Origin of the sequence: Pseudomonas sp. NS1(2017) (assembly GCF_002269425.1) — a bacterium.
Lineage (GTDB): Bacteria > Pseudomonadota > Gammaproteobacteria > Pseudomonadales > Pseudomonadaceae > Aquipseudomonas > Aquipseudomonas reactans.
Window position 1 is genome coordinate 5,452,710 of record NZ_CP022960.1, and the last position, 25,324, is coordinate 5,478,033.

General features: G+C 60.8%; 25 protein-coding genes. 9 read left to right on the top strand and 16 right to left on the bottom strand.

The features are described 5' to 3' along the window. Positions 1-38: 38 nt before the first annotated feature. Positions 39-926 (bottom strand): FHA domain-containing protein, encoded by an 888-nt coding sequence (locus tag CI807_RS25440; protein WP_095016727.1) that lies wholly within the window; start codon positions 924-926, stop codon positions 39-41. An 85-nt stretch (positions 927-1,011) separates the two neighbouring features. After that, positions 1,012-1,173, bottom strand: coding sequence for a hypothetical protein (locus CI807_RS31520; protein WP_016969018.1), 162 nt, complete (start codon positions 1,171-1,173; stop codon positions 1,012-1,014). 601 nt (positions 1,174-1,774) lie between these two features. On the opposite strand from CI807_RS31520, the gene CI807_RS25445 reads away from it, so the two are divergent. After that, positions 1,775-2,236, top strand: coding sequence for a transcriptional regulator (locus CI807_RS25445; protein ID WP_371858018.1), 462 nt, complete (start codon positions 1,775-1,777; stop codon positions 2,234-2,236). 115 nt (positions 2,237-2,351) lie between these two features. Next, positions 2,352-2,873 (top strand): superoxide dismutase family protein, encoded by a 522-nt coding sequence (gene sodC / locus CI807_RS25450; protein ID WP_016977469.1) that lies wholly within the window; start codon positions 2,352-2,354, stop codon positions 2,871-2,873. Here sodC and CI807_RS25455 read toward each other — a convergent pair. Beyond that, the gene (locus CI807_RS25455) at positions 2,870-3,730 is read right to left on the bottom strand and encodes a Dyp-type peroxidase (RefSeq protein ID WP_095016729.1); all 861 of its coding nucleotides are present in this window, start codon (positions 3,728-3,730) and stop codon (positions 2,870-2,872) included. The two genes, sodC and CI807_RS25455, sit on opposite strands and share 4 nt — an antisense overlap. A 138-nt stretch (positions 3,731-3,868) precedes the next feature. Here CI807_RS25455 and CI807_RS25460 point away from each other — a divergent pair, with 138 nt between their 5' ends. Together CI807_RS25460 and CI807_RS25465 are read left to right on the top strand one after the other, a co-directional pair. Next, positions 3,869-5,485 carry an NADP-dependent glyceraldehyde-3-phosphate dehydrogenase gene (locus tag CI807_RS25460; protein WP_095016730.1) on the top strand — a complete coding sequence of 539 codons (1,617 nt, stop codon included), beginning with the start codon at positions 3,869-3,871 and terminating at the stop codon, positions 5,483-5,485. 23 nt (positions 5,486-5,508) lie between these two features. After that, a complete protein-coding gene (locus CI807_RS25465) occupies positions 5,509-6,567 on the top strand; it encodes an FUSC family protein (RefSeq protein ID WP_025999812.1) in 1,059 nt (352 codons plus the stop codon). A gap of 181 nt (positions 6,568-6,748) precedes the next feature. Here CI807_RS25465 and CI807_RS25470 read toward each other — a convergent pair whose 3' ends face one another. Next, positions 6,749-7,507: a TetR/AcrR family transcriptional regulator gene (locus CI807_RS25470; RefSeq protein ID WP_016977465.1), complete on the bottom strand. Its 759-nt coding sequence runs from the start codon at positions 7,505-7,507 to the stop codon at positions 6,749-6,751. 360 nt (positions 7,508-7,867) lie between these two features. Here CI807_RS25470 and CI807_RS25475 point away from each other — a divergent pair, with 360 nt between their 5' ends. The 4 genes from CI807_RS25475 to CI807_RS25490 are packed head-to-tail and all read left to right on the top strand — an operon-like array spanning position 7,868 to position 12,497. Further along, the gene (locus CI807_RS25475) at positions 7,868-8,575 is read left to right on the top strand and encodes an ABC transporter ATP-binding protein (RefSeq protein WP_095016731.1); all 708 of its coding nucleotides are present in this window, start codon (positions 7,868-7,870) and stop codon (positions 8,573-8,575) included. Continuing rightward, entirely contained in the window at positions 8,572-9,789 is a 1,218-nt protein-coding gene (locus CI807_RS25480; RefSeq protein WP_095016732.1) for an ABC transporter permease, read from the top strand. The genes CI807_RS25475 and CI807_RS25480 overlap by 4 nt, the downstream gene beginning before the upstream one ends. Further along, on the top strand, positions 9,782-11,260 hold the full coding sequence (locus tag CI807_RS25485) for a TolC family protein (protein WP_095016733.1): 1,479 nt from the start codon (positions 9,782-9,784) through the stop codon (positions 11,258-11,260). The genes CI807_RS25480 and CI807_RS25485 overlap by 8 nt, the downstream gene beginning before the upstream one ends. Further along, on the top strand, positions 11,250-12,497 hold the full coding sequence (locus tag CI807_RS25490) for an efflux RND transporter periplasmic adaptor subunit (protein ID WP_095016734.1): 1,248 nt from the start codon (positions 11,250-11,252) through the stop codon (positions 12,495-12,497). The genes CI807_RS25485 and CI807_RS25490 overlap by 11 nt, the downstream gene beginning before the upstream one ends. A gap of 74 nt (positions 12,498-12,571) precedes the next feature. On the opposite strand, the gene CI807_RS25495 is transcribed toward CI807_RS25490, so the two are convergent. Genes CI807_RS25495 through CI807_RS25525 form a run of 7 tightly spaced genes read right to left on the bottom strand, consistent with a single transcriptional unit; the run spans position 12,572 to position 19,713 of the window. Continuing rightward, positions 12,572-13,963, bottom strand: coding sequence for an FAD/NAD(P)-binding protein (locus CI807_RS25495; RefSeq protein WP_095016735.1), 1,392 nt, complete (start codon positions 13,961-13,963; stop codon positions 12,572-12,574). 12 nt (positions 13,964-13,975) lie between these two features. After that, positions 13,976-14,743, bottom strand: a complete 768-nt coding sequence (locus CI807_RS25500; RefSeq protein WP_095016736.1) for an ABC transporter ATP-binding protein — start codon at positions 14,741-14,743, stop codon at positions 13,976-13,978. A 3-nt stretch (positions 14,744-14,746) separates the two neighbouring features. Then, entirely contained in the window at positions 14,747-16,087 is a 1,341-nt protein-coding gene (locus CI807_RS25505; RefSeq protein ID WP_095016737.1) for an ABC transporter substrate-binding protein, read from the bottom strand. Between the two features lie 21 nt (positions 16,088-16,108). Beyond that, positions 16,109-17,158: a branched-chain amino acid ABC transporter permease gene (locus tag CI807_RS25510; RefSeq protein ID WP_095016738.1), complete on the bottom strand. Its 1,050-nt coding sequence runs from the start codon at positions 17,156-17,158 to the stop codon at positions 16,109-16,111. Positions 17,159-17,162: 4 nt separating this feature from the next. Continuing rightward, positions 17,163-18,044: a branched-chain amino acid ABC transporter permease gene (locus CI807_RS25515; protein WP_034106908.1), complete on the bottom strand. Its 882-nt coding sequence runs from the start codon at positions 18,042-18,044 to the stop codon at positions 17,163-17,165. Next, positions 18,044-18,814, bottom strand: a complete 771-nt coding sequence (locus CI807_RS25520) for an ABC transporter ATP-binding protein (protein ID WP_095016739.1) — start codon at positions 18,812-18,814, stop codon at positions 18,044-18,046. Before CI807_RS25520 ends, CI807_RS25515 begins: the two co-directional genes overlap by 1 nt. Then, a complete protein-coding gene (locus CI807_RS25525) occupies positions 18,811-19,713 on the bottom strand; it encodes an AMP-binding protein (RefSeq protein ID WP_095016740.1) in 903 nt (300 codons plus the stop codon). Before CI807_RS25525 ends, CI807_RS25520 begins: the two co-directional genes overlap by 4 nt. A 381-nt stretch (positions 19,714-20,094) precedes the next feature. Here CI807_RS25525 and CI807_RS25530 point away from each other — a divergent pair, with 381 nt between their 5' ends. Continuing rightward, positions 20,095-20,985 (top strand): hypothetical protein, encoded by an 891-nt coding sequence (locus CI807_RS25530; protein WP_095016741.1) that lies wholly within the window; start codon positions 20,095-20,097, stop codon positions 20,983-20,985. A gap of 68 nt (positions 20,986-21,053) precedes the next feature. On the opposite strand, the gene CI807_RS25535 is transcribed toward CI807_RS25530, so the two are convergent. The 5 genes from CI807_RS25535 to CI807_RS25555 all read right to left on the bottom strand — a co-directional run bounded on the left by CI807_RS25535 (position 21,054) and on the right by CI807_RS25555 (position 25,263). Further along, complete coding sequence (locus CI807_RS25535; RefSeq protein ID WP_095016742.1) at positions 21,054-22,448, bottom strand: LLM class flavin-dependent oxidoreductase; 1,395 nt, start codon at positions 22,446-22,448, stop codon at positions 21,054-21,056. Next, positions 22,448-22,774 carry an acyl-CoA dehydrogenase gene (locus tag CI807_RS25540; RefSeq protein ID WP_095016743.1) on the bottom strand — a complete coding sequence of 109 codons (327 nt, stop codon included), beginning with the start codon at positions 22,772-22,774 and terminating at the stop codon, positions 22,448-22,450. The genes CI807_RS25535 and CI807_RS25540 overlap by 1 nt, the downstream gene beginning before the upstream one ends. Positions 22,775-22,783: 9 nt before the next feature. Then, a complete protein-coding gene (locus CI807_RS25545) occupies positions 22,784-23,980 on the bottom strand; it encodes an SfnB family sulfur acquisition oxidoreductase (protein ID WP_095016744.1) in 1,197 nt (398 codons plus the stop codon). A gap of 194 nt (positions 23,981-24,174) precedes the next feature. Next, the gene (locus CI807_RS25550) at positions 24,175-24,522 is read right to left on the bottom strand and encodes a hypothetical protein (RefSeq protein ID WP_095016745.1); all 348 of its coding nucleotides are present in this window, start codon (positions 24,520-24,522) and stop codon (positions 24,175-24,177) included. Between the two features lie 177 nt (positions 24,523-24,699). After that, positions 24,700-25,263 carry a helix-turn-helix domain-containing protein gene (locus CI807_RS25555; RefSeq protein ID WP_025855939.1) on the bottom strand — a complete coding sequence of 188 codons (564 nt, stop codon included), beginning with the start codon at positions 25,261-25,263 and terminating at the stop codon, positions 24,700-24,702. Positions 25,264-25,324: the final 61 nt, after the last annotated feature.

Here is a 25,324-nt window from a genome sequence, read left to right on the forward strand (position 1 = left end):
CGCGAGCAAGCTCGCTCCTACAGGGAGGCGGTGTGTTTTCATAGGGTGAAGGTGAAGCGCTCCTCGCCACGGGCGAGGACCACTTGGTTGTTTTCGATGCGTTCCAGCACCCAGTTGTCCGCCAGGGCTGCGCCGGGGTACAGGCGCTTGCCGCTGTCGTTGATCACGTAGGGCTGGGCACCGAACCACACGGCCTGGAAGCGCACGCGCGGCGCGGCGGCATCGGCGCGGGCCGTCACACGCGGGTTGAGCACGATCTGCTGGCCGTAGCGCTGATCGAACGCCTGCTGCAACGCCAGCCACTGTGGCTTTTGCGACTGTTCAAAGGTGCCGGTGGCGCTGAGCTGGCCATTGCTGTCGCTGACTTTGACGGTGTCCAAGCGGGCGGTTTGTAGCTGCTGCTCCAACCAGGCCTTGGCTTGCTCGCGGGACGGTTTTTTCAGCGGCGCAACCTCGTCGGCCACGACCGTTGCGGGCACCAGTGGCGCTTCGCTACGAACCGCCAGCGCGCCTGCACAGATAAACAGCAGGACGGTCGCGACAATCCACGGGGTGATTTTGCGTGGGGCGTCCGATGGTTTTTCAGCTCCACCAGGCACAGCCAGACTCACAGCCGCCGTGCCGATCCGCAGTTGCAGCGGCAGACGCGCGCGATGGCCGCTGCCGTGGGGAATGCGCACATTGCCGGCGAGCAGCACATCACCGCCCAGCGCTTCGACCGCCACTTGGTCGCCTTCAAACCGAAGGCGCAGGTGCAGGCCGGCAATACCGGGATCAGTGAGTACCAAATCGGCCGCCAGGTCGGCGCCGAGGGTGTAGACCGGCTGGTCGAGCACCAGGGAACTGCCCTGGTGCAAACCACCGGTCACGGTCAAGGTCGGTGCGCCAGTAGCGGCGACCGGCCCCAAGGAAATCAAGGCTGTCATGGTTGGGTTTGCCCCCTTGAGCATGTGCAACGGGGTCAAGCATCAGAGGGTAAACGGGCAGCGCCGGCGCCGCCCGTTTGGCGAATCAGTTCTGCGGACGCTGTTTGGTGGCGTCGAGCTCCGCTTTTTTCGCGGTGCTGATTTCGGTGATCTTGGCCGACTTCTCGATAGCCATGTTGAAGGTCGCTTCCATCTTCGCGATAGCGTCGTCGGCGCCGCCTGCTTTTACTGGTGGGACATCAGCCATGTTCATCTCCTTGCATCGATAGGGAAGTTATTCAGTTGCGCAACAGCAAGCTGAAAGTATGCAAACCGGTGAAAGCCCAAAACGTCAGACAGTGAGCCTTCGAACTGCCGTCGGTTTGCATGGGTTCCATACTACTCACGATCAAAACGCCTTCGCTGTGAAAGCTTGTGAAACGTTCCGCACAGGTGCTGTGAAAGGTTTGGCTCAACCTGGCGTTGAGAAAAACTCATCCCTTTTGGGTCACGGAACTTTCTGAAAAAACTCAAGACACGCTGCAGCCCTCGATTTACGCGGACCTGACAACTGAGAGCAGAATGAATTTGAACAATAAGGCGCGATACAGACGATCTGCGCGGCAAGGCTTGGCATTTATTTTCGCGACGACTTCACATTTCTCGCTAATAGCCTTTTGCCCAACTTCCCAGATATTTCAATTTGTAACAACGGCGACTTAATCATCACGTTTGATAGCTCCTCTCCAGCAGCCTTATTGCTGGGAGAGCAACTTTCCTCCGCGCCCGTTAGTGCAACTGCACTAATAACCAAAGGACTAGTTCGCGGGCCGGCTATATATAAAACTTCCAGGTGATCTATGACCGACATGAATGATTCACCCACAACGCTCCTCGAAAACGACGGCTGCGCTGAGATTCACTTCGGCCCTTATCGACTGCTCCCCAAGCGCCATCAACTGCTCAAGCACGGACGACCCGTGAACCTGGGCAGCCGCGCCCTGACACTGCTGATCGCCCTCGCCTCGCGGCCTGGCGAACTGCTGAAAAAAGCTGAACTGCTCGACATCGCCTGGCCGAAACTGGTGGTGGAGGAATGCAACCTGCGCACACAGATCAAGACGCTGCGCCGCACCCTTGGTGACGATGACGCGCTGTACATCGCCACGGCACCCGGTCTGGGTTACCGCTTTGTGGCGCCGACCTGGTTCGAACGGGCGCCGAAACCGCTGGTGAAGGAGCCGGTGGTGCTGGGTGTGTACGGCTGCCGCCATTGTCGCGGCGCAGGGATGGCACCGCTGTTTGCACAGATAGGTATGCAGAACAGTTGATGGCCCAAGGTTATTCCGTTGGAAAAATATGTTTTTTCCAACGGAATGTTTGGCGCAGCCCAATCGTTGTTATTCCTGAAACTGCCCAACACCCATAACCTTCAGGAACGCTTTTATGAATCGCTCTCTTCTGCTCGGCCTGCTCAGTGTCTTCGCGGTCGGCTCCGCCCAGGCGGCTTCGTTGCAAGTCCCGGTCAACCTGGTAAGTGCCGATGGCGCACCACAGCCCGTCGGTAGCATCACCATCAGTGAGTCAGCCTATGGCTTGATCTTCACCCCGGATCTCAAATCCCTGCCAATGGGCGTGCATGGCTTTCATATCCACGAAAACGGCAGCTGTGAAGCCGGTGTGAAAGACGGCGTGAAAGTCGCGGCGCTGGCCGCCGGCGGGCACTTCGACCCGGAGAAGACCGGCAAGCACCTGGGCCCTTACGCCGACGGCCACCTGGGTGACCTGCCGGCGCTGTACGTGAACATGGACGGCACCTCGAACAACCCGGTGCTGGCGCCCCGCTTGAAAAGCCTGGCGCAGATCAAAGGCCACGCGCTGATGATCCATGCCGGCGGCGACAACCATTCCGACATGCCCAAGCCATTGGGCGGTGGCGGTGAGCGGCTGGTGTGCGGCGTGATCTAAGCCAGCGCGCTCAGGTCCAGGTGCCCATCCTTGATCGGCGGGCACCAGTAGTAACCGCCGGTCAACGGTGTGCTGATGCGGTACAGGCCATCGACAATCCCATCTTCCAGCCCGCTCATGCGGCGCAGTTGCGCTTCAAATGCGTCGAAGGAGTGGCCGAACGCGAGGAACATCAACCCCGCCTGGCCGTTCTCGGCCCAAGGCATGGAACGGCGCACCACGAAGGCTTCCGGGGTGAAGCTTTCCTGGGCGGTGCGTTTGGTGTGGGCGGACTCGGGAGCGTCGTCGAGTTCTTCGTTGTCGCCATGACGACGGCCGATGATGTGGTCGCGCTCTTGCGCAGGCAAGGCCGCGAAGCCGTCGAGGTCGTGCTGCCACTGCTGGATCGCGGCAAAGCTGGCGCCGCTGTCGGTCAGGGCCGCTTCAACGGCTGCGTCGTCGTGGGGGTTCTCGGTGCCGTCTTCGTAGTCGGTGAGGTCGAAACCGGTCTTGTAGCGGAAGCCTTCGGTCATCTGCACCAGGCGGAACGCTGGGGCCAGGGCCTTCTCGAAGGCACGGCTGCGCAACAGCAATTCACCGCGATCCACGCCGTGCAGCCATACCCACAGCGCCTGTTGGGTTGACGGGTTATGTGCGCCCGGCCCGCTGACGGTGGGGAATGTGCGCAGGCCTTCAATCCGGGCGCCCAAGGTTTTGACCAGCGGCTCGCCAAAACCGACCACCGCCGCCGAGTCGGTCAACTGCACCAGCGCGTCCAACGCAGCGGGCACGGCTGCCAGTGAATCCACGGCAAAGAACAGATGGCGTGCCTGCAATGGCACCGGTGCGGCAAGAATGCCCGGCTGGTACTGACTCATGTGAACTCCTTCTGAAAAGCCGCGCAGTTTAACCGGCAGGCGCAGTGCTGCGTACAAGAAAGCGCGCAAGCCTTGCCATAGAGCCTGTTGTTGGGTGACTCTCTAGTCATGTTTTGCAACTATTCCAGGGGTAGCGACATGACCACCAGCAACCTGCTCACCCAGCTGTTTCCCGCCTCCGCCGCCGAGATTCCCGAGCCATTCAAGCTCGGAGCGCCCATTGAACAGCGTGATTATCTGGTCGATGGCCAGTTGCAGGTGTGGAACGGCCCATTGGCCAAGGTGCAAAGCCCGGTGCAGTTTGGCGACGAACGTGTGCATATCGGCAGCACACCGCTGCTGGACGCCGACACCGCCCTCACCGCTCTGGATGCCGCCGTGCGTGCCTATGACCGTGGTCAGGGTGAATGGCCGACGATGCGCGTGGCCGAACGTATCCAGCACGTCGAAGCCTTTCTACGGCGCATGCGTGAACAGCGCGACGCGGTGGTCAAGCTGCTGATGTGGGAAATCGGCAAGAACCTCAAGGACTCGCAGAAAGAATTCGACCGCACCTGCGACTACATCACCGACACCATCAATGCCCTCAAGGAACTCGACCGCCGCTCCAGCCGCTTCGAGCTGGAACAGGACACCCTCGGCCAGATCCGTCGCGTGCCGCTGGGCGTAGCGTTGTGCATGGGCCCCTACAACTACCCGCTGAACGAAACCTTCACCACGCTGATCCCGGCGTTGATCATGGGCAACACCGTGGTGTTCAAGCCGGCCAAGCTTGGCGTGCTGTTGATCCGCCCACTGCTGGAAGCGTTCCGCGACAGCTTCCCGGCCGGGGTGATCAACGTGATCTACGGCAGCGGCCGCGAAACCGTCAGCGCGCTGATGGCCAGCGGCAAGATCGATATCTTTGCGTTTATCGGCACCAATAAAGCCGCCAGTGACTTGAAGAAACTGCATCCCAAGCCGCATCGCCTACGTGCCGCGTTGGGCCTGGACGCAAAAAATCCCGGCATCGTGCTACCTGAAGTCGACCTGGACAATGCCGTCAGCGAAGCGCTCACCGGCTCGTTGTCGTTCAACGGCCAACGCTGCACCGCGTTGAAAATCCTGTTTGTGCATGAGGATGTGGTCGATAGTTTTATCGAGAAATTCAACCAGAAGCTGTCCACGCTCAAACCCGGCATGCCGTGGGAAGACGGCGTGGCGCTGACGCCATTGCCCGAAGTCGGCAAGGTGGATTACCTCAACGGCCTGGTGGCGGATGCCGCGCAGCACGGTGCCAAGGTAGTGAATGAGCATGGCGCTGAAAGTCGCGGGTCGTTCTTCTACCCGGCGGTGCTGTACCCGGTGAACCCGCAGATGCGTGTGTACCACGAGGAGCAGTTCGGCCCGGTGGTGCCGATCGTGCCGTACCGCGACCTGGAGACGGTGATCGACTACGTGCTCGATTCCGATTTCGGCCAACAGTTGAGCATTTTCGGCACCAACGCCGTGCAAGTCGGGCGCCTGGTGGACACCTTCGCCAACCAAGTAGGCCGGATCAATATCAACGCCCAGTGCCAGCGCGGCCCGGACACGTTCCCGTTCAACGGTCGCAAGAACTCGGCCGAGGGCACGCTGTCGGTGCATGACGCCTTGCGCGTGTTCTCGATCCGCACGCTGGTGGCGACCAAGTTCCAGGAGAGCAACAAGGCGCTGGTCAGCGACATATTGCGCAACCGCGATTCAAGCTTCCTGACCACCGATTACATTTTCTAGAGGACGATTCGTCGTTGATAAACCTGCATCTGCCTGTGTTTGCCCGGCGCCTGTTGCGCCCACTGCTCGACCCGTACCGCCGCTATCGCCATGCCAAGCTGATCCACGCCGTGCGCGTGTCCATCGGCTTGCTGGCGACGATCCTGCTGACCACCGGCATCAACCTGCCTCACGGTGAGTGGGCGTCGGTGACCATGCTGATCGTGATTGGCGGTTTGCAGCACCACGGCAATATCGGCAAAAAAGCGGTGGAACGCGCTTATGGCACCTTGATCGGCGCCAGCGTCGGTTTGCTGCTGGTGCTGCAACAGGCATGGCTGGGCCAGCCGTTGCTGACCTATCTGCTGATGTCGGTGGTGTGCGGGTTCTTTTCCTATCACGCCATTGGCAAGGGCGGCTATATCGCGCTGCTGTCGGCGATCACGGTGTTTATCGTCGCCGGGCATGGTGACAATCCGGTATCGGACGGATTGTGGCGCACCGTGGATATCCTGATCGGTATCGTGCTGGCGCTGGCCTTTTCCTTCGCCCTGCCGCTGTATGCCGTGTATTCGTGGCGCTACAACCTGGCCAGTGCATTGCGCGATTGCGCCGCTATTTATAGCCGGATCATCAATGGCCAGTCGGTGACCGATGATGAGCACCTCAAACAGCTCAATCGCTTGAATGCATCGATGGTGCAATTGCGCTCGCTGATGCCGTCCGTGTCTAAGGAAGTGCGGATTTCCATGACGGAGTTGGACGCGATCCAACGACACCTGCGCCTGTGCATCAGCACCCTGGAGATTCTTGGCAATACCCGACCGGATCCGCGCGATGAGCAGGCGATGTCGCGCATGCAGATGATGTTGAAGGCCGAGCATCGGCAGATTCGCGTGCAGTTGGTGGGGATGGCGCGGGCGTTGAAGTCGGGGGTGACAGAGCGGTTGGAGCGGCCAAGTCATACCGGCGCTGAACCGGCGCTGGACGTACCGGTGTATAGCGCGCTGGATGGCTATCGATTACTGACATTGCAACTGGCACAGAATGTGGATGCAATGCGTCAGCGACTGGCCAAGAGCGCCGGGCACTGGAAAATCTGAATCCGCTGAGCAAAAAAGGATAATTCCGACGCGTTTACAGATTTCAAGAATTTCACACTTTGCCTTACAAAGTTTTCACGTTTTATTCACATCCAGGAACGTAGTGTGAAGCCTCATCCGTTACAAATGTTGCATATCAAGCCCGCCGCCCCAGCGGGCTTTTTTTTGCCTGGGAATTGAGTCAACGCGCTGCCTTGCTCGCTGGCGCGGCAGATTGCTCACGAATCGCGCGCTGGGTATCCAACACCTTGGCCAAGGCATGTTCCGCCTCAGGGCTTTGCTGCGGCACGCGAATCGCCGCCGACACCAACGTGATTAACTTGGCCATCACCTCGGCATCCGTGGCCGGGCGGCCCAGGCTCATGGAGTTCATCAGCAGGCGCAGTTCGGTGCCGGCCATCACCCCCGAAATCGCCTTGAGGGCAAATTGCAGGCGCACGCCCAGTTCATTGCGCGGCAGGTCCGGCAAGGCCAGGGCAAAGGCTTCGAAGAAACGCTGGAACACCGGCTGGTAATGCACCTTGAGGTATTCCTGGATAAACGGCGACGTGTCGCTGTACACCCGCCCCAGGAAACGGATGAATGAACGCCCTTCCCCACTGGCGCTGGCGGGATCGCTGCGCTCCAGGCCCATGGCCGGGGCAAACAGCACGCCGAGCAAGGTGTCGCAGTCCAGAGGGCCGTCGGACTCGGCCTCACAGCGCGCGAGCAGTTCCAGACGCTGCTCGTTGAGCGGTTCAAGGCGCTGCTTGAGCAGGGTCTGCATCAGGGAATCCTTGTCCCCGAAGTGGTAGTTCACCGCAGCCAGGTTTACCTGGGCACGCTCGGTAATCTGCCTGAGCAGAACGGCGTCGTAGCCATACTTGATGAAGAGAGCCTCTGTCGCATCCAGCAATCGAGTCTTGGTAATGTTTGGAGCGCTGACTTTCTTCGCGACCATAGAAGTTCCACGTGGGAAATATTGTTTTAAAAAATAATTTGATTTTTTATACCGGGCCGACCGTCCGAAAGCAAGTAGTGACACACCGCCATATAACCGAAAGCCTTTGCAGACGGGCGTGCAGAGGTTAGTCGAACGGGGTTTTAGCAGGCTCCCGCTGCCTGGGGAGCAATCGTTTCAAAGGGTGAAACCGCTCTATATCCATGGCTGGCGAAGCGGCTGGAACACGGTTAGTATTCAAACAATATTTTAAAAACAAGAAATAAAACCAGTCCGTGACGCGTACCAGGCAGCTCCCGAACTTGTTACAAGGCTTTACCAAGGGGGCATGGCAGCACCGTCGAGACTGAAGGCGTAGTCATGATGACAGATACCCCCGCGCAACCCGGCTTGATCTCCCTGCACGGCATCGGCAAAAGCTATCAGCTGGCCGGTCAGCACCTGTCCATTCTCAATAATGTCTGCCTCTGCATCGCCAGCGGCGACAGCTGCGGCATCCTCGGCGCCTCCGGCTCTGGCAAAAGCACGCTGCTCAATATCCTCGGCCTGCTGGACCTGCCCAACTGCGGCCAGTACCACTTTGCCGGGCACGATATCTTCAACGCCACGCCCGATGAACTGGCGGCGATCCGCAACCAGCAGATCGGTTTTGTGTTCCAGAGCTTCAACCTGTTGCCACGCCTCAGCGCCTTGGACAATGTCGCCCTGCCCCTGAGTTATCGCGGCGTGTCGCGCCATGAGTCGGTGGAACAAGCCCTGCGCATGCTCGAACAAGTCGGCCTGGCCGACCGCGCCCACCATCGCCCCGCCGACCTGTCCGGCGGCCAGCGCCAACGGGTCGCCATTGCGCGGGCGTTGGTAGGCAAGCCCTCGGTGATCCTCGCAGACGAACCCACCGGCAACCTCGACAGCACCACGGCCCAGGACATCATGGACCTGCTGCTGGCGCTGAACCGTGAACAACAAGTCACCCTGATCATCGTCACCCACGACCCCCACATCGCCGAGCGCCTGGACCGCAAGATCCTGGTGCGCAATGGCGTGGTACAGGAGGCCGGGCGCCCATGATCGAGGGGGTAAAGAGCAGCCTGCGGGTTGAACAGAACCTCAGCCAACTGCTGCATGAAGCGTTCGTCAGCCTGCGCACCCTGGGCAAGCGCTCGATCCTGGCCTTGCTGGGGATTGTGATCGGCAGCTCGTCGGTGGTGGCGCTGATCAACATCGGGCATAACGCGTCGGTGGATGCCGCGATGATCTTCAAGGACATGGGCACTGACACCCTGATCGCTCAGTTCCCCCCCAAGGGCGCCAGCACTGTGCCGATGCCCGCCCGCCTCGACCTCGACGCCATGCGCCAGACGGTGCCGGGCATTGCCCATATCGGCGCCCTCACACTGTTCAGCGGGCCCATCGTGTTCCATGGCCGTACCGCCAACGCCAACTTCGTGGGCAGTACACCGGACATCAAGGACGCGATGCGCCTAGTGGTGCAACGGGGGCGTTTCCTGTCGAGCTTCGATGCCAACGAAACCTACGGCGTGATCGGTGACCAAGTGGCCCAGTCACTGAGTGCGCCGGGCGACCCCTTGCAAGTGGGCGATCGTGTGCGCATCAACGACTACCTGTTCCTGATCGTGGGCATCCTGCGCAGCCAGCCACGGGCGATGCTGATGCCCGTACAGGCCAATGAGTCGCTGTTCATTCCCGCCGAAGGCATGCGCCGCATCTATGCAACACCACAGATCGGCAACCTGATCATTCGCGCTGCGCCCGGCCAGGACATGGAGCGCGTCGCCCAAGACGCGGCCGCCGCGCTGAAACCCCAGCTCCCCGACCACGATATGAACATCCAGGTGCCCCAGCAAATGATCGACGGCATGACCCGGCAAAGCCGCACATTCGCTTACCTGCTGCTGGCTTTGGGCGCGATCTCACTGGTGGGCGGTGGTGTGGGGGTGATGAACGTGATGCTGATGAACGTATCTGAGCGTCGCCGCGAGATCGGCATCCGCATGGCTCTCGGCGCCCGCCAGCGGGATATCCGCAACCTGTTCCTGCTCGAAGCCGTGACCCTCACCGCCGTCGGCGCCCTCTGCGGCGCGGTGCTGGGCATGACCGCTGCCTGGTTGTACGCCTGGCTGTCAGGCTGGGAATTTGCGCTGGCGGTGGCCGCCTTGCCGCTGGGGGTGGGCAGTACCTTGCTGGTGGGGTTGTTCTTCGGCATCTACCCAGCGGTGTCGGCCTCACGCTTGCAGCCGGTGGAGGCCCTGCGCGATGAATAAATGGCTCTGGCTGCTCGCATTCGTCAGCCTGCCCGGCACGGCCGCCGACGTGGTGATCAAGCCATCGGCGCCCAGTAGCACCCGCAGCGGCTATGACCGCAGCGTCTCGTTGAATGCTCAGGTCACCCGCCTGACACTGGGCGATGCGGTGTACCTTGGCTTGCGCAACAACCCGGCGATCCGCAGCGCCTACCTGCAACGGGTGGCGCAGAAATTCGACCTGCGGGTGGCCGAAGATGTGTTCAACCCCAAGCTCACCCTCAACAGTTATTACCGCACCAACCGTGGCTCCGCCGACAACACACGCAATGCCAACCTCGCGCCGGCCACCAGCCTGCTCAGTGAATACGGCACGCGCCTGAGCATGGCCTGGACCCAGCAACTGAACACCGCTGACCGCGCCGGCCGCTACCGCAGCGACGGCCTCGACCTGGCGATCATCCAACCGCTGTTGCGTGGCGCCGGCTGGGACGCCACCACTGCGCCGCTGCGCCTGTCGCGCCTGTCGGAACAGGCCAACCGCCTGAACCTCAAGGCCACCGTGGCGCAGACCATCAGCCAGATCATCGCCACTTACCGCGAACTGCTGCGCGCCCAGCAGCAACTGAGCATCGTGCAGGATGCCCTCAAGCGCTCCGGCACCTTGTTGGAAGTGAACAAGGCGCTGATCAATGCCGGGCGCATGGCTGAGTTCGAAATCGTGCAGACCGAAGCCGATATCGCCACCCAGCAACTGGGCGTGGAAGAAGCACAGAACCAACTGGACACCAGCCGCCTGGCCCTGCTGCGTCTGCTGGCCCTGGACCTGTCCACGCCGATTCGCGCCACCGAAGCCCTGGAGGCCCAGCCCGTGCAGGTCGACAAGCGCCAGGCCTTCAACCTCGCGCAGACCCAGCAGCCGGAATACCTGGCCGCGCTGCTCGGTAGCCAACAGGCCGACCTGAACCTGGTGATCGCCAAGGACTCCGGGCGCTGGCAGGTGGACCTGGTGGCCGGTGCCAACCAGATACGGGCCAACACCGACAACGACGCCGGCCGCTCCAACAACCGCTCCTGGGACAGCTACGCCGGGGTGCAGGTGCAAATCCCCATCGGCGACATCAGCACGCGCCAGGCTGAAGTGCGTGCGCGGGTGAATGTGGAGGATCAGGAGATCCGTATCACCGATGCGCGCCAGGAACTGGAACGCAGCGTCAACAACGTGGTGCGCGACCTCGGCACCCGCTGGCGACAATATGAAATCTCCCAGCGCGCCGTGGAGCTGTCGCGGCGCAAGATCGAGATCGAGCGGGAAAAACTCAGCGCAGGACGCTCCACCAACTTCCAGGTACTGAGTTTCGAGACCGACTTACGCAACGCCGAAAACGCACAGCTCAATGCGCTGATCGCTTATTTGAACGCCCAGACCCAGCTTGACTTGACCCTGGGCATGACGCTGGAAAGTTGGGAAATCGCCCTCAATGACTACTAATCAGAAACGCCTGCTGGGCGCTGTACTCATCCTGTTGCTGGGCAGCGCGGGCCTGGCCTTGCGCAGCCCGGCCTCCGATCCGGCCGGGATTCCCGAGCAGTGGCAGGCCGTCCAGCCCGACGCGCTGGTGCACCAGATCGGCCTGGTGGGCAAGATCGAGCCCGACACCACTATCACCCTCACTGCGCCGTTCGACGGCAACGTGCAAGCCAACCTGGTGGAACAAGGCCAAAGGGTCGAGGCCGGCCAGGTGTTGCTGCGCATGGACCCGGCCACCCTGGAGGTGCAATTGCGCGACGCCCTCTCCGTCCAACTCAGGGCCCGGCGTACCGTGCAGGAAATGCAGGACTGGGACAACGGCCCCACCGTCAGCCGCGCGCGCCGTGCCTTGCGCACCCTCGAAATGACCGCCAGCAACACCCAGCGCAAACTGACCGAAAGCGAAAACCTGTTCCAGCGCGGCATCATCCCGCGCAACGAGCTGGATGACCTCAAGCAGCAGACCCAGCAGCAACAACTGGACCTCGCCTCCGCGCGCAGCGAACTGCAGCAGGCCCTCGACCAAGGCAAGGGCGAATACCGCCAGATCGCCGACATGGAACTGGCCAATGCCACGGTGAAATACGACGCCCTGCACAAGCTGCTCGACGGCCAGGAAGTCAAGGCGCCGTTCTCCGGCATCGTGGTGCCGCCGCCCGGCAATACTTCAACTCAGAGCGGCGGCAACAACACCGCCCCGGTGCAGGCCGGCAGCAAGGTCAGCCAGGGTCAGGTGCTGTTTGGCCTGGCGAACATCGAACGGCTTAAAATCGTCGCCAAAGTCTCGGAGCTGGACATCAACCAGTTGCATCAAGGCCAGGCGGTGGAAGTGCTGGGGGATGGGTTTGACGGCGAGCGGCTGAGTGGCACGGTCAGCGTGGTGAGCGGCTTGGCGATTGCCAGTGACAGCCAGGGCAGTGCGCAGTTTCCGGTGACCTTGTCGATCCCCAAGCTCACGCCGCAGCAGTTGCAACGGGTGCGACTGGGGATGAGTGCGCGCTTGACCATCGTGACCTACAACAATGCGCAGGCGATGGTGATTCCGAGCCAGGCGATAGGGCCGGACATGACGGTGGAATACAGGGAAACGATGGATAAACCGGTGGAGCGGGTGAAGGTGACGACCGGGCAATCGACCGCCCTAGGCGTCGAGGTCTTCGGCCTGAAGCCCGGTTTCGTGAACACCCATCCCCTGTAGGAGCCGGCTTGCCGGCGATGAGGCCCTTGAGATCATTGCAATATTCAAGGCCGCCATCGCCGGCAAGCCGGCTCCTACAGGGTGAGTTGTGCAGCCAGTGCCTTGGCCTGCAACGCTACATCGGTTACCGCCGTGCTTTCCCACCACATCCCCCGTAACGGCGGCCCCATGGCGAACAAGCGCTGGCTGACCTGCCCCTGAGCATCCACCACCGCCCCCGAAACATCCGCCGCAATCCCCAACGCCAACGGCCCAGGCTGGATCAACCCACGCTTGAGCAACTGCTGCGGCAACGGCCGGGCCACGCGGCGCCAGTCGTATTCGATGCCGCTGGAGTTGATCAGGGCCGCGCCGCAAACCCGCTTCACCGCCTGCTCGCCTCGGTAACGCACACCAATGGTCACGCCCTCGACCGAAGGTTCCAGGCCTTTGAACGACGCCGCCCGAATCCGCAACCGTCCCTCATCCTGCAAGCGCGCCACCAACTGCGCGCTCAACGGCGGCGAACGGTGGTGATGGCTTTCCCACCACGGCCGCACATGGCGCACGAACTGGCGTTTTTCGCGCTCACTGGCCTGGCTCCACAGCCGGCCGATATGCGCACGCACCGTGTCCAGCGGTGCCTGCCAATCGATGCCCTGTGCTTGCGCCATCGTGCATTGCCGGCGCACCTCGCGTAGTAATTGCCGAGGGCTGCGCAGGCGCTGATCTTCGCCAAGGAAATCCACCCAGCTCGGCGGCTGGCGACGCACATGGGGCAACAGACCGTGGCGGGAGAAAATCTCGATCGGACCGCGATGCCCGGCCTGTTCCAGGGACACCACCGCGTCAACCATGGTCAGCCCGGAACCGATGATCAGCACCGGCGCTTGCGGGTCAATCGCGGTCATGGATTGCACATCCCAAGGATCCACCGCTGCTGCGTTCAACCCGCTGGACTCGGTCTGCGGAGTGCGCGCCGCCGGGAACATGCCGGTGGCCAGCACCGCAACACCGCCGCGCAATTGCTGGCCGTCATCCAGGGTGAGCAGTGCTGAACCTTCGTCCACCTGCAGGTCGACCCCTTCAGCACGCACATGCTCGACGCTGGAGGCAGACTGCGCCTTCGCCTCGGCCAAGCGTTGCTGGGCATACACGCCAAATATCCCGCGCGGCGGGAACAGTTCGCTGATCGGCACGTGCTGCTGGCGCGACTCCGGCCAGCCTCCGGCGCCAATGTACTCGGTGAGCCACTGGGTCAAATCGTCGGCATTGTCCGGGTCGACACTCATGCGCGCCGCGTTGCCGTTCAAGGTGTGGCCCAGTTCGACAGCACTGTAGGCCTCGCCCCGGCCGAGTTCGGCGCGCGGCTCGATCACCAGGATCCGGCGCCGACCCGGCAGGCGCAGCAGTTGCACGGCCAGCATCGTGCCGCTCAGGCCGCCACCGATGATCAGTACATCAGCGTTGCGGATGGATTCAGTCATGCAGAGTCGCCCTTACTGTTTGCCCAGGTAAATGTCATGCAAGTCGCCCCGCGCCAACAGCTCAGCGGCGCTGCCACTCAAGGCCACGCGGCCAGTATCCAATACGTAGCCGTGAGACGCATAGTTCAGTGCAACATTGATGTTCTGCTCGGCGATCAGGAAGCTCACCTGCTGCTCACGATTGAGCTGCGCGATGATCTCGAAAATCTCCTGCACGATCATAGGTGCCAAACCCATGGACGGCTCGTCGAGCAGTACCAAAGTAGGACGGGTCATCAACGCCCGGCCGATGGCGACCATCTGCTGCTCGCCGCCCGAGGTGAGCCCGGCGCGGGTGTGGCGCTTGGTCTTGAGCCTTGGGAACCAGGCGTACAGGCGCTCCAGGTCCTGTTCCATGTCCTTGCGGCTCAAGCGCCGCACGAAGCCGCCGCTGCGCAGGTTGTCTTCCACCGTGAGTTGGCCGAACACATGACGGCCTTCCAGCACGTGGACCATGCCCTTTCGCACGCGCTGGCTGGGATCGACACCGGCCAGGTCCAGGCCTGCATAGTCGATCACACCTCGGCTGACCTCCGCTCGCTCGGCCCGTACCAACCCCGAGATCGCCTTGAGCGTGGTGCTCTTGCCGGCGCCATTGGCACCGAGCAAGGCGACGATGGCGCCCTTGGGTACGTGCAGCGACACCCCGGCTACCGCCAGGATTGCGCCGTCGTAGATCACTTCGATGTCGTTGACCGTCAACAGTGACGGGCTGGCGGATTCAGCGGCAGGCTGGCTCATGCTTTATTCATCCCCGGAGCAGGTGCGCGGTGTCAGGCCTTTTTCCTTGGCGAAGGCGGCGGATTTTTCATCGATCAACGGGCGTAACAAGGCACGGTCGGCAGCGATCCACTCGCTGATCAGCGTCCAGTTGGCGCCGTCCCACTGCTGTACCCGCGCCGAGCCGCCACCTTCGTGGTCACGGCACGACAGCTTGAGGTTCTGCATCAGGCCCAGGTAGCCCATGTCTTTCAAGCGGGCGTCGTCGATGTTCAGGTGTTCCAGGCCCCAGCGGCCCTCTTCGCCATTCAGCGGACGCTTGCCGAACTTGGCCTGGCCGGTGCGGATCGCTTCCACCGCCACGGCGGCGTTTACCAGGCCGGAGTTGTAGTAGACGCTGCCGAAGTTTTTCAGGTCCTTGAGGTCGCTGTGGCCCTTGTCGAGGATGTATTGCTTGAGGCGCTTGTGGATTTCGAAGTCGGCACCCGCCGGGTACGGCGTGAGTGCCAGGTAGCCTTTGGCGGCGGCACCGGCAGGCAAGACGTCTTCGCTGGAACTGGCCCAGATGTCGCCGATGATGTGATCCACCGGAAAACCGAAGCGCGCGGCAGTCTTCACCGCCACCGGGGTGGAGACGCCCCAGGTGCGCAGGAACACCCAGTCCGGGTTGGCCTGGCGCACCTGGCGCCATTGCGCGGACTGTTCGTTGCCAGGGTCGGCCACCGGGATCTGGATGTTTTCGAAGCCGTATTTTTCCGCGAGCAATTTCAGCGGGCCGAGGGTTTCGCGGCCATAGGCCGAGTCGTGGTAGACCGTGGCGATTTTCTTGCCCTTGAGCTTGTCGAACCCGCCTTCACGCTGGGCGATGTAGTTCACCAGGGTCGATGCTTCGCTGTAGAAGGTCAGCATCACCGGGAAGTTGTAGGGGAACACGGTGCCGTCGGTGGCTTCGGTGCGGCCGTAGCCGAGGGTGATCAGCGGGATCTTGTCCACTTCCGCGCGCTCACTCAGCGCATACGCCGCCGGTGCGCCGTTGGGCTGGTACACCGCGACCGGCGCGCCATCCAGGCCATTCTTGAAGCGCTCGTAGCACTCGATGCCCTTCTCAGCCGTCCATTCGGTCTCGCATTCCTGCCACACCAGCTTGACGCCATTAATGCCGCCTTCGACCTCGTTGATATAACGCAGGTAGTCGATCATCCCGGCCCACACCTGCACGCCGCTGGACGCGTAGGCGCCGACGCGGTAGGTGGCCAGGGGAATGAACTGCTGGTCCGGCGAGGCCATCGCCTGGGGAACAGCACCGGCCAGGGCGGCCAGCGCAAATGCAGCGCCGACCAGGGAATGTTTCAAGGATACACGCATGGGAATTCTCTTGAGGGAATGTTAGAAACGCAGCGGCCACTGCCGCACACGGTCACGCAGGTTGTGCAACAGGCGAATCAAGCCCTCGGGTTCCTTTATGAGGAACACGATGATCAACACGCCAAAGATGATTTTTTGCAGGTTCTGTAACTGCCCCGCATCCACCGAACCGCCAAACAGCGCCTGCCCGGCGTGGCTGAGGAAGATCGGCAACAAACTGATGAAGGCCGCACCGACAAAGTTGCCGGCAATGCTGCCCATGCCGCCGATAATGATGATGAACAGGATCTGGAAAGAGCGATTGATATCGAAGCTGCTGGCGCTGGCCGTACCCAGGTAGGCAAAGGCCCACAGCGCGCCGGCGATGCCGAGGTAAAACGAGCTGACCGCAAACGCCAGGCGCTTGTAGCGCACCACCGGAATACCGACCACGGCGGCGGCGGTGTCCATGTCGCGGATCGCCATCCAGTTACGCCCGACCTGGCTGCGCACCAGGTTGATTGCGGTCCAGGTCAGCAGCAGCACGGTGACCAATGTCAGCAGGTAACGGCCCAGCGGGGTATTAAGGTCATGCCCCAACAGCGAAAGCTTCGGCGCGGAGATGGTCCCGGACGAGCCGTAGTTGTAGAACCAGGGGAATTTGACGAACAGCCACTCCAGGAAAAACTGCGCGGCCAAGGTGGTGACCATCAGGTAGAAGCCCTTGATCCGCGAGCTGGGCAGGCCGAACAGCAGGCCGACCAACGCGCTGATAATCCCGCCGCCGAGCAGCGCCACCGGCAAGCCCAGTTCCGGCAGGCGCAGCAAAAACCCGTAGGTGGCAAACGCGCCGACGGCCATGAAACCGGCGGCCCCTACCGAGGTTTGCCCGGTGTAGCCAGTGAGCAGGTTCAAGCCCAGCCCGGCCAAGGACAGCACTAAAAAAGGGATCAGAATCGCATTGAGCCAATAGTCATTGCCCCACAGCGGCACCACGACAAAGGCCAGCGCCAACAGGCCAATCAGCCCCCAGGGAATGCGCCGCTGGATCAGCAGCAATGGCGCGGTGTCTTGAGCAACGGGAATCGACATGGTTTCAGACTCGCTCGATGGCGCGCTCGCCGAACAGGCCGGCGGGACGGATATACAGGAAGGCCAAGGCCAGTACATAGGCGAACCACGGCGTGATGCCGCCGCCGATCAAAGGGCCGATATACACCTCGGCCAGGTTCTCCGCCGCGCCGACGATCAACCCGCCGACAATCGCCCCGCCAATCGAGGTAAACCCGCCGATGATCAGCACCGGCAAGGCCTTGAGCACCACCAACGACAACGAAAACTGCACCCCTTGGCGCGCGCCCCACAGGAGCCCCGCCACCAGCCCGACAATCCCGGCCACCGCCCAGACGATCTGCCAGATACGGTTGAGGTTGATACCGATGGACAGCGCAGCCGTGGTGTCATCCGCCACCGCGCGCAGCGACACACCGATGCGGGTCTTGTTGAACAGCAGCGCCAGCACCGTCACCAGCACCACCGCAGCGGCAGCGGCAATCAGGTCGAATTGACTGAGCATCAGCGGGCCGACGAACAGCGGCACGTCGTCGATGCCCAGGTCGAGGGCGCGTACTTGCGACCCCATCAAACCCTGGGCCAGGCCTTCGATAATGAACGACAGGCCCAAGGTGGCCATGAACAGCGTGATCTGCGAACGGTTCACCAGCGGCCGCAACACCAGGCGCTCGATGAGTAAGGCGCCGATGATCATCACGATCACAGTCAAGAGCAGCGCCAAGGCAAACGGCACGCCTTGATCATGCAGGCTGACAAAGGTCAGCGCGGCGAACAGCAGCATCGAGCCCTGGGCAAAGTTGAACACGCCGCTGGCTTTGTAGATCAGCACGAAACCGATGGCGACCAGCGAATACATGGTGCCGGCGAGCAGACCGCCGAGCAGGGTTTCAAAGAAAAACGTCATCAGTGCACCACTCCAAGGTAAGCCGCGATCACGTCGGGATTGGCTTGCACTTGGGCTGGCGTGCCGTCACCGACTTTGCGCCCGTAGTCGAGTACCACCACGTGATCGGACAGGCCCATCACCACGCCCATGTCGTGCTCGATCAACACCACGGTGGTGCCGAGGTCGCGGTTCACGTCGGCGACGAAGCGCGCCATTTCCTGTTTTTCCTCAGCGTTCATGCCCGCCATAGGTTCGTCGAGCAGTAACAGGCTGGGCCCGGCGATCAATGCCCGACCCAACTCGACACGCTTTTGCAGGCCATAAGAGAGGTTGCCCACCAGCACATCACGCTGAGCTTGCAACTCAAGAAATTCGAGAATGCCCTGGGCACGCAGGCGGAACGCTTCGGCTTCCCGGCGTGCGCGGGGCAAGCCCAGGGCCTGTTCGATAACGCTGCTGCGCATATGCCGCGACAGGCCCGTGAGAATGTTGTCGAGCACGCTCATCTTCTTGAACAGCGCGTTGTTCTGGAACGTACGACCAATGCCCCGGCGCGCGGCGCCGAGCGGGTCAATGCGATGGAAGTGCTGGTCTTCGAAGACGATCTCGCCAGCATCGAAGCGATACACGCCGTTGAGTACATTGAGCAATGAGCTTTTACCGGCACCATTGGGGCCGATCAGCGCGCAGATCTCGCCGCGCGCCACCTCGAAGGACAAGGCATTGATCGCCTTGACGCCCTTGAACGACAGCGAGATATCCCGCACCTGGAGAATGGCTTGGCTCATGCGATGTCCCGTTTGGATTCATACAGCCAGCTCGGTTCGGCAGTCGATTTGAGCGGTTGCCAGATATAAGCCAGGCGCTGGAAACCCAGCAGTTTGCGCACGCGGTTTTTCACCAGCCGGCGCAGGCCGCTGTGTGGCTGCGCAATGGCCCAGTCGCACAGACGCCGCCGCCAGGTGCCGTGGGGGGCCAGGCGGCTTTCGATCTCGTCGGCCAGGTACTGCAAGCGCGCAGGCGACAGCAGCAGGCCCGTGGGGGCAACTTCACCGCGATCACGCTGCGCCGAGGCCAGGCCTTCCGGAAACGCCAGGCCGTGGCCAGTGCTGAGCCATTGCTCCAGCGCCACCCTCAGGCCGCCCTGCCAGTGGGTGCCCTCCTCGCTCCACAACGCGGTTTCGCCGCTGGGCTGCCACCATCGGGTGAGGTGTTGCGCGGGGTCGATCGGGCCCAGTAATTGGGCGAATTCCAGCAGGTTTGCCGGTTGCCAATGCCGCACGTGCTGGCGGTTTTGGGTGTAGGAATGGGTGGGGCGAATACGCCACAGGTGGTGTTGGAGGGCTTCGGGGTCGAGGTTGTCGGCCAGGGTCAGCACCTGCCCGCCGATCGACTGGGCGGCCAGGGCCAAAAGCAACAGGTTCGGCTCAAACGCACCGCTGAGGGCCAAGCGCGACTGCTCGCTGAAACCCTGCTGGCGCAAACCATCGGCCAGGCGCTTTACATCACGCAAGGCGTCGATCCAGCGCCACGCGTACCACTGGCCCTTCCGTTTGTGGCGCAGGGCGGTGTGCAGCGGCGTGATCTGCGCCCAATGGTGCAGTTGTTCCAGGGCTTTGGGCAGGTCGCCGAGCAGTTCGGCGGGCCATTCCAGGGCCAGCGGGCGTTTGAGTGCATGCACGCTCATAGGGGTAAATCTCCTATTGGGAGTTAAGCGTGCGGTGGTCCGCTGGCTGTATGGGGTCAGGCCGCAGAAGCCTGAGTGCAAACAGTGCCGAGCATTAATTATGCCAATGCAAAACGCTCTTCAAACTCAGTCAATTCAGAGGCTTACAAAAAGTGACAGAAGCTCCATTGAACAAAATGCATATTAACTGTTGCTGGAGCAACAGAACGCCAGCCAAGCCGTTGAACACTTAAGGCACTCCGAACCTGGATAGAAACACGCCCCGACCGTCGCTTTCGAAATAAAAAAACACCTTGCTATACCTGTCATATTTGACAGTAGACGCTGCCCTCCCTCCTGAATACGCTTTAGCTTCATATCATCGCACAGGGAGAAACCCCCATGAGTACTTCTGGAAAAACCTCAACGAGTACGAGCCTGAAATGCAAAGCAACTATCGACGACGAGCAAGAAGATCATGACTCATTCACAGGCGCGCACTATTCAACCGACTTAGATGTTCAACACAAGGTGCGCATCAAGATATACACCGAAATCGATGCGCAACGACGCTTTCAAGAGATTTCGCTTTACATCCCTAAAGACGGTAATGTCACAGACAAAACATACAACATCACACAACACTTCAATAACCCCTCTGACGCCAATGCCATCTGGTCAAAGTCAAACTCATCCGCTCAAGTCAACTATACCGCCACCGAAGGAAGCCTGACGTTAACCTTTAATAACGACACCAAGACAGTGAAGGCAACTTTTAACTTCAAGGGTACAAACATGGGGAAAAAAGTCAGTGTCAGCGAGGGTGTTCTAGAGCTGGATGGCTTCACAGAAAACAGCAAAAATGATGTTGAATCGGCAGTTGCATGCGACCTGAGTCGCGACGTCGTAGCGCGATATAAGTCTCGTGAGACTGATCTCAGGAGCAATTCTAACAACCAAATCGTAGGATGGTCGCGAGCGTTTTCCTCAGAGCCAAATCTGTACGACTATCGAATAGCCATACTCTTTTCCATCGACCTCCCGACAGGCGTCTACAATATTAGTGCCGACAGTAAGAAGGTCACTATAATTTTCTTTCACGCCAGTGGGTCTTATATCTACGAAGGCGAATCGGGTCAGCTGACAGTGACCTCACTTCCTACCATTGACGGTGACAACAACCCCACGGGAACCTTCGCAGGAACATTCAACTTTGTGGCCGGTGCAACTGACTCAAGTGGCGTGCGCCACTTTACCGAAGCACAAAATGGCGTTTTCAGCATTACCAACTAGGCGATTGTCTTTCATGCGGGGTTTGCGATTGTCATCACATTCCCCGCTGAACGTCGGATACAGCAGAGTCACATGCGTTCTTGTCTGACTGTCCCCGTGCCTAATGCCCTGTAACCACTGCCGGGATGGGACGCCGGCAGCCTTGCCGCCTCACCAAACAACTTCTCGCGCAGCGTGCCCTGGGCATATTCGGTCTTGTACACCCCGCGCTTCTGCAACTCCGGCACCAGCAGGTCGACGGCGTCGATGAAGGTTTCGTGGGTCAGCGCATAGGCCAGGTTGAACCCATCCACATCCGTCTCTTCCACCCACTCCTGCAACAGATCCGCCACGGTTTCCGGGCCACCGACAAACAGCGGGCCAAAACCGCCGATGCCGACCCAATCGGCCAGCTCGTTGGGCGTCCAGACTTTGTTCGGGTCGGCCGTGGAAAAGGCTTCCACCGCCGACTGGATGGCATTGGTATGCACATGCTTGAGCGGCTCATCCGGCTTGAACTGGCTGAAATCGATACCGGTCCAGCCGGAGATCAGCGCCATCGCGCCTTCATAGCTGACGTAGGATTTGTACTCGTCGAACTTGGCCTTGGCCTTGGCATCGGTCTCACCGACGATCACGGTCTGCAGGTTGAAGATCAGGATTTTCTTCGGATCACGTCCGGCCTCGGCGGCGCGACGGCGGATGTCGGCAACGGTCTTTTTCAGCAAGACTTTGGACGGCGCGGCGACGAACACACACTCGGCCTGCTCGGCGGCGAACTGCTTGCCACGGCTGGACGCACCCGCCTGATACAGCACCGGCGTGCGCTGCGGCGAGGGTTCACACAGGTGAATGCCAGGCACCTGGAAGTGTTTGCCGACGTGACGGATCTCGTGGATCTTGCTCGGGTCGCTGAAAATCCGCCGCTCGCGGTCGCGCAACACGGCGCCCTCCTCCCAACTGCCTTCCCAGAGTTTGTAGCAGACCTCCAGGTATTCCTCCGCGTAGTCGTAGCGCGCGTCGTGTTCGGTCTGGGCTTTCTGGCCGAGGTTCTTGGCGCCACTTTCCAGGTAGGAGGTGACGATGTTCCAGCCGATGCGGCCCTTGGTCAGGTGATCCAAGGTCGAGAGGCGCCGGGCGAACGGGTACGGATGCTCAAAGGACAACGAAGCCGTCAGGCCAAACCCCAAGTGCTCGGTGACCAACGCCATCGGCGCGATCAGCGATAACGGGTCATTGACCGGCACCTGCGCCGCCTGGCGAATCGCCGCGTCGCCGTTGCCGTTGTACACGTCGTAGATGCCCAGCACGTCGGCGATAAACAGGCCATCGAACTTGCCCCGCTCTAGGATCTTGGCGAGGTCGGTCCAGTATTCCAGGTCCTTGTACTGCCACGAACGGTCACGCGGGTGCGCCCACAGGCCGGGCGATTGGTGGCCGACACAGTTCATGTCGAAGGCATTCAAGCGGATTTCACGGGACATCAAAGCACTCCGTTGAGGTGGTAGTTGCCGACAATCTGGTATTTCCAGCGCAACGGGTCATCGAGGCTCGACGGCAGCGCGGTGCGTTGGCCGGTCAGTTCGAATTCGGCGTTGCTCGCGGCGATGAGGGCTTCGGAGGCGGCGATCTGCGCTTCGGTGGCGGCCACCGGGCTTGGGTGGGTTTCAGCGCGCTCCAGCAAGGCGGCGGCCACATCGACGCGGATCTGCAGATCGCCGAAGCGGCTGATCACATAAGGGTCATCGCTGGTCTCGACATGGCGGCGGGTGCTGTCCAACAGTTGGCGCGCAAGGCTCAGTGCGGTCATGGTCAATTCTCAGTTCCAGGCGTGGCGCGCGGGCTTCACGCCGTTGAGCACGAAATTGCCGATCAGGTGGTATTTCCAGCGGGCCGGGTCGTGCAGGGTGTGGGTGCGTGCGTTGCGCCAGAAGCGGTCAAGGTTGTGTTTGCCGGTGACCGAGCGGGTGCCGGCCAGTTCGAAGAGCTTGCTGCTGGCGAGCAAGGCGGTTTCAGCGGACAGTACTTTGGCTTGGGCGACGACCAATGAGGCGTGGGCGACGGTGTCTTCGCTGGGGTCGGCGAGGGCGCGGTCCACGGCTTTACCCGCTTTGGCGAGGATGGCTTCGGTGCCGTGCACACGCCATTCCAGGTCGCCGATGGCGGCGATGGTGAACGGGTCTTGCCAGCCGTGATCCTGCTGGCTGTCGATCCAGGGTCGCGCCTGGCGCGCATGGATCTTGGCTTGTTCAAGGGCGCCCAGGGCGATGCCGGTGTCGACCGCCGCCTGGATGATCTGTGAAATCGGGCCGTTGGCGGTGGGTTGGTCGAAGGCCTGGTGAGCGGGGATCACCGCGCTGAGGGGCACGGTTACGCCATCGAGGGTCACGCCGCCGCTGGCGGTAGTGCGCTGACCGAAGCCGTCCCAGCTGTCGATCACACTCAGGCCTTGGGCATCGCGCTCGATGAAGGCGATGAACGCCTGGTCTTTTTCGTTATTGCCGACAGTGGGCACGATATGGGCAAACAACGCGCCGGTGCAGTAGAACTTCTCGCCGTTGATTTGCGCGCTGTCGCCGTTGAAGCGGATCTGCGTGTCGAAGGTGCCGGCGTTCTTGCTCTTGGCTTCGGAGAAGGCATTGCCGAAGCGATAGCCTTGCAGGACTTTGCCGAAGTAGTACTGCTTTTGTGCCTCTGTGGCCGTTTGCAGCAGGATGTCGACAACGCCAAGGTGGTTCTGCGGAATCTGCCCCAGGGACGGGTCGGCGGCGGAGATCAGTTTGATCACCTCGGCCACTGTCACGTACGACACCTCGGCACCGCCATAAGCCTTGGGAATGGTGATGCCCCACAAGCCGCTGGCCGAGAACTCGTCGAGTTCGGCCACCGGCAGGCGACGCTCACGGTCGCGCTCGCTGGCGTCGACGGCAAACCGTGCAGCCAGGCGCGAGGCGACCTCGATGGCTTCCGCGTCCGAGCGGATGATATGGGCAGGGTGTTGAGGGTGGGCTGACATGGGCCGACTCCAGGCTCCGATAAGATACGGAGGCCACTGCAGGAGTCATGCCCGAAGCTGACCCTTAACAAAACAGGCCAATTACACAATTTTCAGGAGAAAAAATGGGAGCAAACCAACAAAGTGTTGAACCTCTGTTGCTCCATCAACAGTTGCTTGTCAAAAGCAACCTTCTCTCACCCATCACATACTCATTAATCTACAACTTGATATATAGCCTGATGCGAGCGCATTTCCCCGCTTTGTTTCTTAATACTATAGTGCGCTGACGCAAAGGTGGCGCCAACAAAGAGCGCATCAAACAATGTTCGGGTAACGACTTCCGTTGTAGAGACGATCTCCCCAGAGGTAAACCAATAAAACTGTCCATCAGTATCTACAGTGAGCGAGTACTTATCGCCTTTCTCAATACCGAGGTAAAGAGGAAGGATATAAGCAGCTCTGTTATCTGCTACCTCCGAACGGGAGATCTTTCCATTTCGCGAAGGAACAATAGCTGGGGCTACGAGAAAATCCGATCGAGATACTAATACTCCGTTCATATCCATATCCTTATATTGGGTTCTTGACAGTTCAATTATTGCGACAACACCAACAAGTCAACACATAGCGAATATGCAAAAACTTAGTGATTAACGCAAAAACTTAGTGATTAACGCAAAAACACCATAACTGAAGGAAAAACCAAAAATAAGCTGTCAACTCTGACAGTTGACAAACTAAATAACGACATTCCGTACAAACTTCACGGCGACGTCCCCATCATTGCGATAGGCGTGAGGCTGATGGCTGGCGAACATGAAAAACTCACCTGCGTTGATGGTGTTTTCTGCGTCCCCCACCACCAGGGTCAGGCTGCCCTCAAAGACAAATAGCTGCTCACTCCACCCTTCCAGGTCCGGGTCCGGGCAGTAGCGATCACCGGGTTCAAGGCGCCACTCCCACAACTCTACTTCACGCCGCGCGGTGGCTTTGGCCAGCAATACCGCCTTGCTGCCGGTAATTTCACCGGCCCAGGCCAATTCGTTGATCCGGCTGTGGTCACGCACATCCGGGGCCTGAATCAGATCACTGAACGCCACATCCAGCGCTTCGGCGACTCGGTCCAGCGTGGACAGGCTGACGTTCTTCTCCCCCGCCTCAATGGCCACCAGCATTCGCCGGCTGACCCCGGATTTTTCCGAGAGCGCGGTCTGGCTCAAGTCGGCGGCATGGCGCAGGCGACGAACGTTTTGGCTGACGTGCTGCAGGACCGAGGCCCGTTGCGGATTTTCTTTGTGCACTATATTGCTCAATGGGTGGGTGTGCGCAGTATACTGCCCAGCGTGCGGCGCATTGTGCGGT

What these genes read in the sequence shown, in the direction of transcription:
- CI807_RS25545 (WP_095016744.1), bottom strand. Translation starts at nt 23,980, where the DNA reads ATGTCAGCCCACCCTCAACACCCTGCCCATATCATCCGCTCGGACGCG.
- CI807_RS25495 (WP_095016735.1), bottom strand. Translation starts at nt 13,963, where the DNA reads ATGACTGAATCCATCCGCAACGCTGATGTACTGATCATCGGTGGCGGC.
- CI807_RS25520 (WP_095016739.1), bottom strand. Translation starts at nt 18,814, where the DNA reads ATGAGCCAAGCCATTCTCCAGGTGCGGGATATCTCGCTGTCGTTCAAG.
- CI807_RS25500 (WP_095016736.1), bottom strand. Translation starts at nt 14,743, where the DNA reads ATGAGCCAGCCTGCCGCTGAATCCGCCAGCCCGTCACTGTTGACGGTC.
- CI807_RS25480 (WP_095016732.1), top strand. Translation starts at nt 8,572, where the DNA reads ATGATCGAGGGGGTAAAGAGCAGCCTGCGGGTTGAACAGAACCTCAGC.
- CI807_RS25470 (WP_016977465.1), bottom strand. Translation starts at nt 7,507, where the DNA reads ATGGTCGCGAAGAAAGTCAGCGCTCCAAACATTACCAAGACTCGATTG.
- CI807_RS25475 (WP_095016731.1), top strand. Translation starts at nt 7,868, where the DNA reads ATGATGACAGATACCCCCGCGCAACCCGGCTTGATCTCCCTGCACGGC.
- CI807_RS25505 (WP_095016737.1), bottom strand. Translation starts at nt 16,087, where the DNA reads ATGCGTGTATCCTTGAAACATTCCCTGGTCGGCGCTGCATTTGCGCTG.
- CI807_RS25440 (WP_095016727.1), bottom strand. Translation starts at nt 926, where the DNA reads ATGACAGCCTTGATTTCCTTGGGGCCGGTCGCCGCTACTGGCGCACCG.
- CI807_RS25510 (WP_095016738.1), bottom strand. Translation starts at nt 17,158, where the DNA reads ATGTCGATTCCCGTTGCTCAAGACACCGCGCCATTGCTGCTGATCCAG.
- CI807_RS25455 (WP_095016729.1), bottom strand. Translation starts at nt 3,730, where the DNA reads ATGAGTCAGTACCAGCCGGGCATTCTTGCCGCACCGGTGCCATTGCAG.
- CI807_RS25485 (WP_095016733.1), top strand. Translation starts at nt 9,782, where the DNA reads ATGAATAAATGGCTCTGGCTGCTCGCATTCGTCAGCCTGCCCGGCACG.
- CI807_RS25535 (WP_095016742.1), bottom strand. Translation starts at nt 22,448, where the DNA reads ATGTCCCGTGAAATCCGCTTGAATGCCTTCGACATGAACTGTGTCGGC.
- sodC (WP_016977469.1), top strand. Translation starts at nt 2,352, where the DNA reads ATGAATCGCTCTCTTCTGCTCGGCCTGCTCAGTGTCTTCGCGGTCGGC.
- CI807_RS25530 (WP_095016741.1), top strand. Translation starts at nt 20,095, where the DNA reads ATGAGTACTTCTGGAAAAACCTCAACGAGTACGAGCCTGAAATGCAAA.
- CI807_RS25540 (WP_095016743.1), bottom strand. Translation starts at nt 22,774, where the DNA reads ATGACCGCACTGAGCCTTGCGCGCCAACTGTTGGACAGCACCCGCCGC.
- CI807_RS25525 (WP_095016740.1), bottom strand. Translation starts at nt 19,713, where the DNA reads ATGAGCGTGCATGCACTCAAACGCCCGCTGGCCCTGGAATGGCCCGCC.
- CI807_RS25515 (WP_034106908.1), bottom strand. Translation starts at nt 18,044, where the DNA reads ATGACGTTTTTCTTTGAAACCCTGCTCGGCGGTCTGCTCGCCGGCACC.
- CI807_RS31520 (WP_016969018.1), bottom strand. Translation starts at nt 1,173, where the DNA reads ATGGCTGATGTCCCACCAGTAAAAGCAGGCGGCGCCGACGACGCTATC.
- CI807_RS25460 (WP_095016730.1), top strand. Translation starts at nt 3,869, where the DNA reads ATGACCACCAGCAACCTGCTCACCCAGCTGTTTCCCGCCTCCGCCGCC.
- CI807_RS25490 (WP_095016734.1), top strand. Translation starts at nt 11,250, where the DNA reads ATGACTACTAATCAGAAACGCCTGCTGGGCGCTGTACTCATCCTGTTG.
- CI807_RS25445 (WP_371858018.1), top strand. Translation starts at nt 1,775, where the DNA reads ATGAATGATTCACCCACAACGCTCCTCGAAAACGACGGCTGCGCTGAG.
- CI807_RS25550 (WP_095016745.1), bottom strand. Translation starts at nt 24,522, where the DNA reads ATGAACGGAGTATTAGTATCTCGATCGGATTTTCTCGTAGCCCCAGCT.